12 protein-coding genes are annotated in these 11,808 nt (G+C 61.5%); 4 read left to right on the forward strand and 8 right to left on the reverse strand.

Features of this window, described 5'->3' with window-relative positions; all coding sequences use genetic code 11:
* The first annotated feature begins 888 nt into the window (after positions 1-888).
* Positions 889-1,368, forward strand: a complete 480-nt coding sequence (locus AC1Y2B_RS01530) for a cupin domain-containing protein (protein WP_482251281.1) — start codon at positions 889-891, stop codon at positions 1,366-1,368.
* A gap of 137 nt (positions 1,369-1,505) precedes the next feature.
* The gene (locus AC1Y2B_RS01535; RefSeq protein ID WP_482251282.1) at positions 1,506-2,285 is read left to right on the forward strand and encodes a phosphatase PAP2 family protein; all 780 of its coding nucleotides are present in this window, start codon (positions 1,506-1,508) and stop codon (positions 2,283-2,285) included.
* A gap of 10 nt (positions 2,286-2,295) precedes the next feature.
* Here the strand turns inward: AC1Y2B_RS01535 and AC1Y2B_RS01540 are convergent, their stop codons facing one another.
* The 7 genes from AC1Y2B_RS01540 to AC1Y2B_RS01570 form a co-directional block, all read right to left on the reverse strand.
* Positions 2,296-3,123, reverse strand: coding sequence for a metallophosphoesterase family protein (locus AC1Y2B_RS01540; RefSeq protein WP_482251283.1), 828 nt, complete (start codon positions 3,121-3,123; stop codon positions 2,296-2,298).
* Positions 3,120-4,049: a diacylglycerol/lipid kinase family protein gene (locus tag AC1Y2B_RS01545; RefSeq protein ID WP_482251284.1), complete on the reverse strand. Its 930-nt coding sequence runs from the start codon at positions 4,047-4,049 to the stop codon at positions 3,120-3,122. The genes AC1Y2B_RS01540 and AC1Y2B_RS01545 overlap by 4 nt, the downstream gene beginning before the upstream one ends.
* Positions 4,050-4,784: 735 nt before the next feature.
* Positions 4,785-6,908, reverse strand: coding sequence for a catalase (locus AC1Y2B_RS01550; RefSeq protein ID WP_482251285.1), 2,124 nt, complete (start codon positions 6,906-6,908; stop codon positions 4,785-4,787).
* 17 nt (positions 6,909-6,925) lie between these two features.
* On the reverse strand, positions 6,926-7,420 hold the full coding sequence (locus AC1Y2B_RS01555) for an isoprenylcysteine carboxyl methyltransferase family protein (protein ID WP_482251286.1): 495 nt from the start codon (positions 7,418-7,420) through the stop codon (positions 6,926-6,928).
* The gene (locus AC1Y2B_RS01560; protein WP_482251287.1) at positions 7,417-8,484 is read right to left on the reverse strand and encodes a type III polyketide synthase; all 1,068 of its coding nucleotides are present in this window, start codon (positions 8,482-8,484) and stop codon (positions 7,417-7,419) included. Before AC1Y2B_RS01560 ends, AC1Y2B_RS01555 begins: the two co-directional genes overlap by 4 nt.
* Positions 8,485-8,617: 133 nt before the next feature.
* A complete protein-coding gene (locus AC1Y2B_RS01565; protein ID WP_482251288.1) occupies positions 8,618-8,839 on the reverse strand; it encodes a hypothetical protein in 222 nt (73 codons plus the stop codon).
* Positions 8,840-9,244: 405 nt separating this feature from the next.
* Positions 9,245-9,481 (reverse strand): hypothetical protein, encoded by a 237-nt coding sequence (locus AC1Y2B_RS01570; protein WP_482251289.1) that lies wholly within the window; start codon positions 9,479-9,481, stop codon positions 9,245-9,247.
* Between the two features lie 564 nt (positions 9,482-10,045).
* Here AC1Y2B_RS01570 and AC1Y2B_RS01575 point away from each other — a divergent pair.
* Positions 10,046-10,531 (forward strand): YciE/YciF ferroxidase family protein, encoded by a 486-nt coding sequence (locus tag AC1Y2B_RS01575; protein WP_482251290.1) that lies wholly within the window; start codon positions 10,046-10,048, stop codon positions 10,529-10,531.
* 118 nt (positions 10,532-10,649) lie between these two features.
* A complete protein-coding gene (locus AC1Y2B_RS01580) occupies positions 10,650-10,949 on the forward strand; it encodes a PRC-barrel domain-containing protein (RefSeq protein WP_482251291.1) in 300 nt (99 codons plus the stop codon).
* A 450-nt stretch (positions 10,950-11,399) separates the two neighbouring features.
* On the opposite strand, the gene AC1Y2B_RS01585 is transcribed toward AC1Y2B_RS01580, so the two are convergent.
* Positions 11,400-11,783 carry a COG4315 family predicted lipoprotein gene (locus tag AC1Y2B_RS01585; protein ID WP_482251292.1) on the reverse strand — a complete coding sequence of 128 codons (384 nt, stop codon included), beginning with the start codon at positions 11,781-11,783 and terminating at the stop codon, positions 11,400-11,402.
* Between the last annotated feature and the right edge of the window lie 25 nt (positions 11,784-11,808).

An 11,808-nucleotide genomic window follows, 5' to 3' on the forward strand; every position in this document is an offset into this window, starting at 1 on the left:
CTTCGCACATCTGCCTGCACCATAAGGCACAGGTCTTTCCGTTTCATGTGCTCGTGTTACCGAAGTAACAAGAACCCACAAACCGTGAAGCTTTCAACCAGATCATCGGTACCATCGCCTCTCAGCGACTTCCCTACTGGCCCGATATGTGAACGTTTTGACGCCGATGCGCCCAAACCGCCCACATATCCCTTCATCCCTACAGTTTCAAAGAGCACAGACACAAAACAACTCAGGGCGCCAGTCTCCTAGCGTTCCCGGAACCGCCTTACATCCAGAATTTCCTACGTCAGCACGTAGCTTTCGCCACCAACCGCCGCACCCAACCCGCGTCCATCACCGTCTGGCAACATCGTCGTTTCGGTGAAGCGGTATCTAGGCCCCACCAACACTTCCCGCAAGACCAAAAATCACAAACGCCAAACTTTTCTGCATCAACCAAGATCTTCAGCCAATACCAGAGCCTTACAAGAAATTTTACCAAACAGTCAGCACTGCCCGCGACACTTTCTTGCGAGACCCCCACCGCCACACCACACCACTCCCAGCTCCCGCCGATTCTTCCCCCCAAAGCAAATCAAAACCCCAGCCTTACGCCGGAACCAAGCTCCACGCGCCGTTCCGATAAATCCGAACCCCAATCAGAAAAACCAAAATAAACGCGTAGGTCAGGTTTGCCCGAAGCTTGAACGCGCCCTGCCTGATCAAGGATCCGGCCTTCTGGCAGCATCACGCCGACAGCGGCCCCTGTTACAGCTTCCGCGCAGATCTCGCTCCTTTTACAAGCCTCGCGGATCAGATCGCGAACCCATGCCCATCTCAGATCAGCACAACCTGCCGGCCAACCTGTCATACCCTGCGGAACAGCTGTGATTGAGGACATGAGACATGCACACCACCGCCGACAGGATCAAGGACATCGGGCCGCATCCGCAGTCGTTCGACATCGAACGCGCGACGACCCTCAATGAAGATTACCGCTCTGTCGCGTGGAGCGGTCGCTACCTGCAGGTCACGCTGATGTCGATCCCGGTGGGCGGCGACATTGGTCTTGAATCCCATCCTGAGACCGATCAGTTCCTGCGCCTTGAGGCGGGTGTCGGACGGGCGCAGATGGGAGAGACGAAGGACAACCTGACATTCGACAAGCCGGTTTCGGATGGCTGGTGCGTTCTTGTGCCAGCCGGTACCTGGCACAACATCACCAACACCGGCACCGAGCCGATGCAGGTCTACGCGATCTATGCACCGGCCCATCACGCGCCCGACAAGGTGCAATTGACCGAGGCCGATGCTATGGCTGACAAGGGCGACAAGCCTGCCGCATGGTCGGTGCAGCCAAAGCATGTGCCCGACAAGCACGGCTGACCGCGTTCAAGGCGGGTCAGGAACACGCCTTGGCTTCCGGCTTCGTTGCACCAGATTGCGCTGCGGTCGTCGCAATCAACCCGTCTCTCTCGCAGATGGGCGGGTGACATGATGCGTGAAGCGGCCGGTGGACGGCAGTGACCAAAGCAGGGGCGGTGGTGCTTTTGGTCGTCATGGCGACGGGATTGGTCTTGCTTGCCTGTGCCGCGCAAGGATCGGCCCCTGCAACCAGGGGGTCGATTGGACCGTTGGATCTGTGGACAGCACAGCAGGCGCTGAATCTGCGCAGTCCCGGCCTTGTCCAGGCCTTCACCTTTCTTACCGCCTTTGGGTATTGGGGCGTCGTGCTCCTTTTGGCCGGATCGGCGTCAGCGATCATGGTGATCTGCCGCCGCGCTGCGTATCTGTCTGGACTTTGGTTTGGGCTGATGGGCAACCAGATTAGTGTATATTTCCTCAAGACCCTGTTTGGTCGACCGCGGCCGCCGTTTGCTGTCTATCAGGAAAACAGCGCGGCCTTTCCCAGCGGCCACAGCGCGGCAAGTGTCGTGATCTTTGGCTTTCTTGCTTCTGTCCTCATCCGGGAAAGGCTTCTCCCGCGCATACTCGTCGGCGTCACGGGCATGGTGGCCGTTGTCATGGTGGGTTTGAGCAGGCTTTACCTGCTTGAACACTATCTAAGCGATGTCTTGAGCGGTTATCTGGTTGGTGCGGCTTGGCTCGTTCTGGCCATCTGCCTCTCGGGCGCGGGGCCCGCCAAAGGTGACCTTGGCGACATCCGGCACCTGTCACTGAGGCGGAGGTTCGCTGTGGTCGCCGTAGTTGTCATCACCGGGACTGCGATGTGGGTCGGGGTTGACGCGTATACGCGCGGCCTCTTGGTCACTGCCCCATCCTTGTCCGCACGTCTGGGATAACGATACCCATTCATGACAATGGGGGGAGCTCCGGCGTGCTTTCGCGGCTCCAACCGCCGGTTCCGGCGGTAAAGCAAACGGATCCGACCGCTGTGAAGGACAGGGTTGTATCACTGTAGGCATGGCGCAGGACGCTGATCTTGCCGGGTTCGATCTCAAGAAGGTTGAAATCGTTGACCTCGCCGCGCAGCCGGTTGGACAGGCTGGTTCCGGCGTGCACCTGAATGGCGGACCTGCGCCTCTCGATCTTGGCAAAAGCATCCGCACGCCAGCTGTGCAGGTGGCCCGACAGCACCACATCGGCACCGCAGTCTGACAGCGCCTGAATGCCGCGAGAGGCGTTGCGCATCAGGCGCTTGTGTTCGTCCGGTTGATGTTCGAAGGGGTGATGAACGACGACGATATGCGTGCGTTTGCCGGTTGATCCACCGAACTCTTCACAAACCCGACGGATGGCGCGGCTTCGGAACCAGCCCTGCTGCCAGGCAAACCGGTTGACCGTGTTTACGCCGATGACGGCAATCTCATCGTCGACGAACTTCGGCTCCAGATCGGCGGTGATCCAGCGGCGGTAACGGCGCCAGGGCATCATGATCCGCAGGAAAAGGTTGTGCAGCGGCAGGTCGTGGTTGCCGGGAATGGCAAGGACGGGTGCCGCCAAGTTCCGGATAAAGGCCGCAGCCGCTGCAAATTGCAGCGCCGTGGCACGCTGGGTCAGATCGCCAGAGATGACCACAACATCGGGACGCAACTGGTTCACCGCCTGCAGCAAGGGCGCCAGCACCTCGTGACGGTCACGACCGAAATGCAGATCCGAGATGTGGACAAGCCGCCTCATTCCAGTTTGCCGGGGGCAGGAACCGGAACGAGGACGTGCAGCGCGTTTTCGATCACCTGCAGCCGGTAGGGTCCGGCAAGCCTTTCGCGCTCGCCATCGCGGGCAATCGTCAGGCGGTGACCGGGCGGACGGCCGGTGTTCTCGATCAGGATGTCGGCACCGTGTAGCACATCGAACTTCCGTTCGGGCAATCCGCGTCCCAGGGCGATGACGACCGCCATGCGGATCATCTCGATCCGGCCAGCGTCGGGGGCGACGAAGACAACCAGCTTGCCAGCCTCGATGTGGTCGGCGCCCAACACGTGCAACTGGGTCAACTGGTAAGCTTTGTTCACCACGAAGACGAGCGGCGATCGGACGAGGCGTGCATGCCCGTCCACCGTGATGCGCAGCCGCAGGGGGCGGCGCACGGTGGCAAGCGTCTTGACCACCGCCCAATAGGCCGCGATCCGGGTCCGCCCCCAACGTTTGTAAATGCCCTCGCGGGTTTCCAGAATGGCCGGGTAGGCCCCCAGACTGGCATTGTTCAGAAACAAGCTGTCGTTGATGCGGGCGACCCGCAAAGGCCGGGTGTCTGCGTCAACAATCACCTGGGCCGCCGCCTCCACCTCCATCGGAAGGTCCAGAGAGCGGGCAAAGTAGTTGAAGGTGCCAAGCGGCAGGATGCCCATGACCACATCGCTGCCCTTCAGGACGGAGGCAACGGCGCAGATGGTGCCATCGCCGCCCGCTGCCACGATGATCTTGAAACCCTCTGCCATGGCGGCACGGGTCTCAGCCTCGATCTGCGCGCCGTGCTCAATCCGTTTCAGGGTGCAGGTCGCACCCAGCGCCGCAAAGGCTGCAAGAATGTTGTCCGGTTCCGACTTCGCATCGCGCTGGCCAGATCCGACATTGAGAAGGATGCAGATGTCTGAGGCGTTCAAGAACAGGCTTCCTTTTGCCATGACGTTGGGGATGCACAGGTCCGGGCAAGGCGCATGGCTTGACGTGACCATCCTATCCTGCCGCTTCACCTTGCAAACCCCCTCCCAACCCTACAACAGCTTGGCGCCGGTTTGGGTTCCAATCTTGCCAAGGATATCATGCCACGGCGCGGTCCTGCGCCGCTTTGTCCCCAAGTTGAAGAAATGGCGCCTTGCCAACAGGGTCATACGTCGATCAGCGCGCTTGGCCTCGTGGCATCATATCCGGAAAATTCCAGTGTCACCCAAGCTTGCACCTGCGCAGCGCCCGGCCCATCGGATCATGCGCGCCACCAAGGTCACGAAAGCAGCCCAGAAGACGATAGCTGGCTTCCTCGTCAAATCGCACGCATGGCCTTCACGCCATCGGCCTCGAAAACACTGAAGCCTGTCGTGCCACAAGAGGCTCAATCGCCGGTTCGTGTTCTCAACCCGTTGCGCGCGGCGCAAGGAGGGACGAGTGCCGCCAAGGCTGCACCCCGCGTTCCCGTCGCGGCGCAGAGTTCATACCGCCTCCATCGCAGTACGGCTCGATCGTGCTGGGACATGCTTTGCCTGACGGCCAGCAAGCCAAGGCCCTGGCTTCAGGCCCGCCCATCAAGTGCGCAAAGCAGGTGAACCCGAAATTCTCGCATCCCGTGCACGCAAACTGACAAAAGCGTTCTGCGGGTCCATACCCAATGGCGGCGGGGTCGATTACGGTTTGAACAAAGCCTCGCGCGGCCAATATCGCAGGGTTTTGCAGGCCCCGACAAAGGCTGCTGCCGAGGCGGTATCGGTCAGGGCGCACAGGGCCGGGTCACCATTTGCGGGGTCCTTGGCGTCGCGGATCAGACCCAGTTCGTCAAGCATGACTTTCGCACTTTCCGCCCAACCGATGAACTTGCAGTGCTGGAACGCGTCGGTGACAAAGCTGCGGGCGGCGGGCGTCAGGGTTAGGCTGTCGGTGCCGGGGATCATAGCAATGGCATCGAACAGAACCGATGGCGCGCCGCCGATCCGCGCGTCGACCGGATGCAAGTTGTGCTTGCTGCACCAGACGCCGCCGATCCTCGGGCCAATCAGTTTGACCAGCCCCTTGGCCTCAGCGACCGCCTTGCGCAGGTCCATCAGCAGCTTGCCGTCAAAGCCATCGCTGACCATGATGCCCAGAACCCGGCCGTGGAAGCTGCCTGGCGAATTGGCCGCAATGCTCAGCGCGGGCGAGGGTGCAAGGTCCATGCGGGTGGGCGCCGCCGCCGGGGCAGCGGCGGGCAACGGGGTGATGCCAAGCTGCTCCGCAACCGTTTCGGCCAGCGCGTGGTCAATATTGCGCAGATGCGAGACGATGCGCGACCTTATCCCCGGCTCGACGCATTTGGATAGTTCGAAGATCAGAGCGGCGGCGATGTGACCTTGCTCGGACGGGGTCTGGCTGATGTAGAACTGCCGGGGTTGTGAATAGTGGTCGGCGAAGCTTTCCGGACGCAGGCGCGCCTTGTCTCCGGTGATCGGGGCCTTGTAGCTGACATACCCCTCCAGCGGATGCGGGCGCGGGCCTTCGCCCCAGCCGTTGGGTTCATAGTTGACACGGCCCGCACGGGCAGCGGTCTGCATATGGCCGTCTTGCTGGTAATGGCTGACCGGGCAGCCCTTCGGGGCGTTCACCGGGATCTGAGTAAAGTTCGGCCCGCCCAACCGTTTGATCTGCGTGTCCAAGTAGGAAAAGTTGCGCCCCTGAAGCAGCGGGTCATCGGTAAAGTCGATGCCGGGGATGACATTGGCGGTGCAGAAGGCAACCTGCTCGGTCTCGGCAAAGAAGTTGTCAACCCTGCGGTTCAGGGTCATCGTGCCGATGATTTCCAGCGGGCAGTCCTCTTCGGGGATCAGCTTGGTCGGGTCCAGCACATCGAAGGCAAAGTTGTCGGCGAAGGCTTGATCGAACAGCTGCACGCCAAGGTCCCATTCCGGGAAATCGCCCCGGTCGATGGCATCCCACAAATCGCGGCGGTGGCGGTCGGCGTCAGCGCCGTTGCTTTTGACCGCTTCATCCCACACCAGTGATTGCAGGCCTAGCTTCGGCTTCCAGTGGAACTTGACGAAGGTGCTGGCCCCCTTGGCGTTGACAAATCGGAAGGTGTGAACGCCAAACCCCTCCATCGTGGTGAAAGAACGCGGGATGGCGCGGTCTGACATCGCCCAAAGGATGGTGTGCATCGCCTCGGGTGTCAGAGAGATGAAATCCCAGAAATTGTCATGCGCCGAGGCCGCCTGCGGAAAATCGCGGTCCGGTTCGGGTTTGACTGCATGGATCAGGTCGGGAAACTTGATCGCATCCTGAATGAAGAATACCGGGGCATTGTTGCCCACCAGATCCCAGTTGCCCTGATCGGAATAGAACTTGACGGCAAAACCCCGGATGTCACGCGCAAGATCGGGTGAGCCTTTGGACCCCGCAACCGTGGAAAATCGCACGAAAACCGGGGTAACCTTGCCGAGTTCCGCAAAGGGCGCGGCGCGGGTGACGTCTGCCATGGGCTTGGTGCAAGTGAACGTGCCATGCGCCCCATAGCCCCGTGCATGCACGACCCGCTCGGGAATGCGCTCGTGATCGAAGTGGAATATCTTTTCGCGGAAGGCGAAGTCCTCCAGCAAGGTGGGCCCCGGCGCCCCGGCCCTCAGCGCGTTCTGGTCGTCGCTGATCACCACCCCTTGCGCCGTGGTCAAACGTTCGCCACCAAGAGTGGCGGTCTGGTGGATCTCACCACCGGCACCTCGGGCAGAGATCAGGTCGTTCAGATCGGCAGACTGAATGGTCAAATCGGAATGCGGCGGGTTCATGGAATATCCTTTCGACGTCAGGTTGTTGCGTCGCGCAGGGCGGCATTTTCGGACACGATGCGAAGGGTCAGTACGGCCGCATTGGCCAAGCTGAAGGCCAGGGCCACCAATGGCAGGCCAAGGCAAAGCGGAAGCACGGCGATCTCGGCCACCACGACGGCATAGTTGGGATGCGACAGCCAGCGGTAGGGCCCGGTGGTGATCAGCGGCACACCGGGAAGGATGATGATGCGTGTGGTCCAGCGCGGGCCCAGCGTGACCAGAACCCAGAAGCGGGCCAGTTGCAGCGCCGCGAACAGCGCCAGCCAGCCCGGATGCACGACGGCATCGGACCCCATCAGCCAAAGCGTGCCAAGCCAGGCAGCATGCAGCACCACGATCAGCGGGTAATGATCCGCCGCCACCTCCACAGCACCGCGCGCCAGCAGGGCCCTTGTGTTGCGCCGGGCCAGCCAAAGCTCTGCCAGACGCTCGGCGGTGACCAAGGCCAAGATGACGGCCGCAGCGGTCATGCCACTTGCGCCAAGGACACGCAGCTGGCGGTAAAACCCGGCCCCATCGCGGTCAGGACGGTGCGGGAGGGCAGACCGGCCTGCGCCAGTCTTTCCAACACGAACAGCGCCGTCGGGGCCGACATGTTGCCATAATCGGCCAGAACGCCGCGTTCGTGGTCCAGCGTCCCCTGATCCAGCGACAGGGCAATTTCCAATGCAGTGATCACTTTGGCCCCGCCGGGATGACAGGCAAACCGGTCGACTTGCGCCATCTTGATGCCGCTGAGGGCAAGGATCCCCTCAACCGCAGGTCCCATGTGGTCTGTGGCGAAAGGCGGAATGGCCCGGTCAAAGATCACGCCAAGCCCGGTGTCGTCGACACTCCATCCCATGATGTCCAGGGTTCCGGGCCAAGTGTGCTGACCAGAGGCTTCCACCTGTGCCAGACCGTCAGCGTCCCGGCCCGACACGCCTGACCGCAGCACGCAAGCCGCAGCGCCATCGCCGAATAAGGCCGAGGCGACGATGTTCTCCTTGGTCAGCTTGTCGAGCCGGAAGGCTACGGAACACAACTCCACCGCCACCAGCAGAACCACGCTGCCTGGCCGCGACTGCGCCAGACGTGCCGCAAGGCCAAGGCCGGTCACGCCCCCCGCACAGCCAAGACCAAAGACCGGAACCCGTTCGACATCAGCGCGAAAGCCCATCTGATCGCTGACCCGGGCATCGACTGAGGGCGTGGCAAGTCCGGTCGAAGAGACCGTGACGATCGTATCAACCTGTGCGGCCAAAACTCCAGCCTTCTCCAGCGCCTGATCTGCGACCAGCATGAACAGGTCTTCGGCGGTCGACAGATAGACGGCATTGCGTTCGGCCCAGCCCCTTGGCTGCATGTACCATTCCAAAGGCCGCGCCAGATAGCGGCTGCGGATGCCTGCCGAGTCAAACACCCGGGCCAGCCGGTCAAAGCCGTCAAACCGGGATCCGAAACTGTCGTGGGCGGCCAAGGCGGCTTCGCGCTGGTCAATCCGGTGAGGCGGGGTGGCGGTGGCAATCGAGACAAGTGTGATCGGGGCGGTCATCCAATTTCCTTCTGGGCTCAAGTGTCGGTCGGGGCCGGAAAAGCTGTCGCAGCGGCGGGCCCTGCAAGATGTGAAGCCGAAGCTGCCGCTGCGGCGCCCTCCGGCCTTTTGGCCAGAGGGCACTCGAACGGTGTCAGGCCAGCGCGTGAACCGCTGCGTCCAGTTCCTTGGTGGCATCGGCGTCATGCTTGGCGGTATGGGCCTTCTCAGCCGCGTGATAGTGCTTGAGCGCGGCATCCTTCTTGGCCCCGGCGGGCGCCTTGTCCCACGCCGCCTTGACGGTCTTCATGTGCTCTGCAACGGTGGGTTTTGCCGCCATATGCTTTTCGGTCACAGGCTTTTCTGCCATGGTCATGATGTCAGTCCTTTGGTCTTTGCGTTGCGACTTGAAGCCATCAAGATCGGGCCAGACCCTGCCGTGATGCCTTGTCGTCAGATGTGGCGACACGCTGGGTGGCCACGCCTGACCATGAACTCGGAACGGCCCTGCCGGACTGACGCAGGTTCGCGTCGCGCCAGATTGACGTATCTTGCCGTAACGTCACCGCCACACCCGAAGACAGACAAGCAAACCCGCTCGCAGTTCTGAAGGTCACGATCGCCGCCCTGACAAGGCCAAGGGGGCAAAACCCTCGGGAAACGGCGACGGCATTGGCCCGTTGGGAAGATGCACTCGCCAAAGACCGGCGGAGGCAAGCGCAGAACCACAGCCAACGCGATTGGACCATGCCCTGCAGCGGGACTGTTGACGTGCAGCACCTCAGGGGCGGCGCACAGAGTTGCGACCTGCGATGATGTTGTGAAGCAATGCCGCTGCGGCGGCATTGCTGCCCTGCGGTCCGTCGCCAGCCTGCGCCTCCGTCAACGATTGCGCGGCGTCCTTCAGCACCCCGACGATTGCGCTTTCCGGCATGACGTTGCGATCATTCAGCGCCAGAAGAAGCGATTCGCACACGGCCAAGGCGGCCACTCCAGAAACATTCGGCAACTCGATCATCGGGCTTATCCCATATATGTCATGCACTTACATAGTCGTGCAAGGGCTTCATCGCGGCCACGGAGCATAGCAGAGGAAATGGATCACCGCCTGATCTGCAGCAGCCTGGAGCTTCAGGGCTGGGTGCAATTTGGTCAGCTGATTCATAATCCAGTGCCTCAAGGCCCCGGTGAACAGCAGGCCTGAGGGCGCAAGACAGTCGATTCGCCAGAAAGATTGCCCCCTGCGTGGACTTTTCGCAGGCGGGTCTGGCCGATCTTGACGTGGCCGATAACCGCCGCCGCAACGATCCCGGCGAAGCAATACAGTCAAAGTGCGGTCCGGTCCAAAGCGGTCCCGTTTCATGTGGCGACGAACGCCGGGCCAGTGCTGCATCGGCTTTCGCCAAGGCACCTGCCGCAACCGGCCAATCTCCGCCTCTGGCCGAGGGCGGGCCGCTTGGGCGGGAACCCAATCCAGAATCAAGCGTTTTCCTTGCGACAGACCCGTCAAGCGCGGCCTCGCACCAAGATCCCGTCACGGTTCACCTGTTGCATCCCAAAAGTCTCAACTCAGGATAAACACATGAAAACGCTTGCCGAAGCTTTCCATCACACGCTGCAAGACATCTATTTTGCAGAAAACGCCCTGATCAAGGCGCTGCCCAAGGTGGCCAACGCCGCCATCAGCCCGGCGTTCAAGACTCTGGTCGAAGCGCACCTTGCTGAAACCAAACAGCAGGTTATCATCCTCGACAAGGTCTTCGCCCTGCTCAAGCAAAAGCCTGCGGGCCTGAAGTGCGATGCCATCGAAGGCCTGCTGATGGAGACCGAAGGCATTATCGCAGAGGCCAGCGGCGTCGCACTGGACGCCTGCCTGATCGCTGTCGCGCAAGCCGTCGAGCACTACGAAATCGCCCGTTATGGTACGTTGCGCGAATGGGCCAAGGTTCTGGGCCTGACCGAAGCGCATGATCTGCTGAGCGAGATCCTCGATATGGAAAAGGCAACCAATTCCAAACTGACCAGCCTTGCCGTGGCATCGGTCAACAAGATCAAGGTCGCTGCTTGAGAGTTTGAGGAAGGGTCGGGCGCAAGATGCTGCCCGACCCGCCGCGCCCGATGTGGAACGCAGGACGGCACTTTATGAGGTGGAGCAAGCGCGCTCGCACCCAAACCGGAGGATACCGATGATGGACACGTCGACCCCAACAGCCTTGGCGCACGACGAACTGAATGAAGCAACCCTGATCGGTGCCGTCGTTTACAGCGTCGATGACGTGAAGATCGGGACCGTTTCCCATGTCCACGGCCTCAATGCCGTGTTGCAGGTGGTCATCGACGTGGGCGGCTTCCTGGGCGTGGGGGCGAAACCGGTTTTGCTCGCGGCCAGCGAACTGAACTTCCTGCGGTCCCCGGGCGGCGGCATCTACGCCAAGACACGCTGGACCAAGGATCGGGTGCAGGCCCTGCCCGAACACCACGGCTAAGGGCTTCACCACCCAAGCTGCAGGAAGCCGGGCCAAGGTCCGACACCTGTCAGGAGAGCCTGCCAAGCAGGGGCGGGCTTGCCGGAAGAACGTCCCCGCGTCCAAAGCTTTGGACAAACGGGGCTTCTGCCATCCGTCACGGTAGGGAAAAACCCTCAACCACACTCGGCTCAAAAGGCGGGCGCTGCACTGCACGCGGATGTCAACGGCAGGACCTGCGCCCGGATGATCGCTGACGATCTGCTCAGCAAGAAGGGCCGGCCGTGATTTGAGGAGGGGGGAACCATCCTGCCTGCAGATGCGATCGTGCCACGACGGCCGCTGCATTGAACAAATCGGGGAATCACCCCCGCAGTTTCATGGGCCGTGTCGGTTCGGGTGATTGGCGTCGCGCTGACCAGACCGGTGACCCGCCACGCGGGACACCGGTTGTTTCAGGTTTGGCCGGGATTACATGGCCAGATGGAAGCCATCCTTCTTGTCGCCCATCACATCGCCAGCCTTCTTGTCATCAAGGAAGGTGTAAAGCGGCATGCCCTTGAAAGCCCACATCATCGTTCCATCGGCCCGGGTCACGATCGTCCAATCCCCGCTGGCCTTGGCGTCCGCAGCCGCGGTCAATGGAGGCCATTCCTTGGCGCAGTCTTCGTTGCACATCGACTTGCCGCCGACGTCTTTCTCATAAGTGTAAAGCGCCATACCTTTGCCATCCACCATGGCTTGGCCCATCGTGGTCGTGCCCATGACACCCGGCATCACCGCATCAGCGAGCGCGGGAAGCGCGCCCAGCATGAACGCAGGGATCAACAAGCCAACAACTGTTCTGGTTTGCATCGTGAAGCCTCCTTGTTGCCGCCCG

The sequence above is a fragment of the Stagnihabitans sp. genome (assembly GCF_964946895.1).

Coding starts and splice junctions, on each gene's coding strand:
- AC1Y2B_RS01530 (WP_482251281.1), top strand. CDS start 889: ATGCACACCACCGCCGACAGGATCAAGGACATCGGGCCGCATCCGCAG.
- AC1Y2B_RS01540 (WP_482251283.1), bottom strand. CDS start 3,123: ATGAGGCGGCTTGTCCACATCTCGGATCTGCATTTCGGTCGTGACCGT.
- AC1Y2B_RS01550 (WP_482251285.1), bottom strand. CDS start 6,908: ATGAACCCGCCGCATTCCGATTTGACCATTCAGTCTGCCGATCTGAAC.
- AC1Y2B_RS01555 (WP_482251286.1), bottom strand. CDS start 7,420: ATGACCGCTGCGGCCGTCATCTTGGCCTTGGTCACCGCCGAGCGTCTG.
- AC1Y2B_RS01560 (WP_482251287.1), bottom strand. CDS start 8,484: ATGACCGCCCCGATCACACTTGTCTCGATTGCCACCGCCACCCCGCCT.
- AC1Y2B_RS01565 (WP_482251288.1), bottom strand. CDS start 8,839: ATGACCATGGCAGAAAAGCCTGTGACCGAAAAGCATATGGCGGCAAAA.
- AC1Y2B_RS01570 (WP_482251289.1), bottom strand. CDS start 9,481: ATGATCGAGTTGCCGAATGTTTCTGGAGTGGCCGCCTTGGCCGTGTGC.
- AC1Y2B_RS01575 (WP_482251290.1), top strand. CDS start 10,046: ATGAAAACGCTTGCCGAAGCTTTCCATCACACGCTGCAAGACATCTAT.
- AC1Y2B_RS01580 (WP_482251291.1), top strand. CDS start 10,650: ATGATGGACACGTCGACCCCAACAGCCTTGGCGCACGACGAACTGAAT.
- AC1Y2B_RS01585 (WP_482251292.1), bottom strand. CDS start 11,783: ATGCAAACCAGAACAGTTGTTGGCTTGTTGATCCCTGCGTTCATGCTG.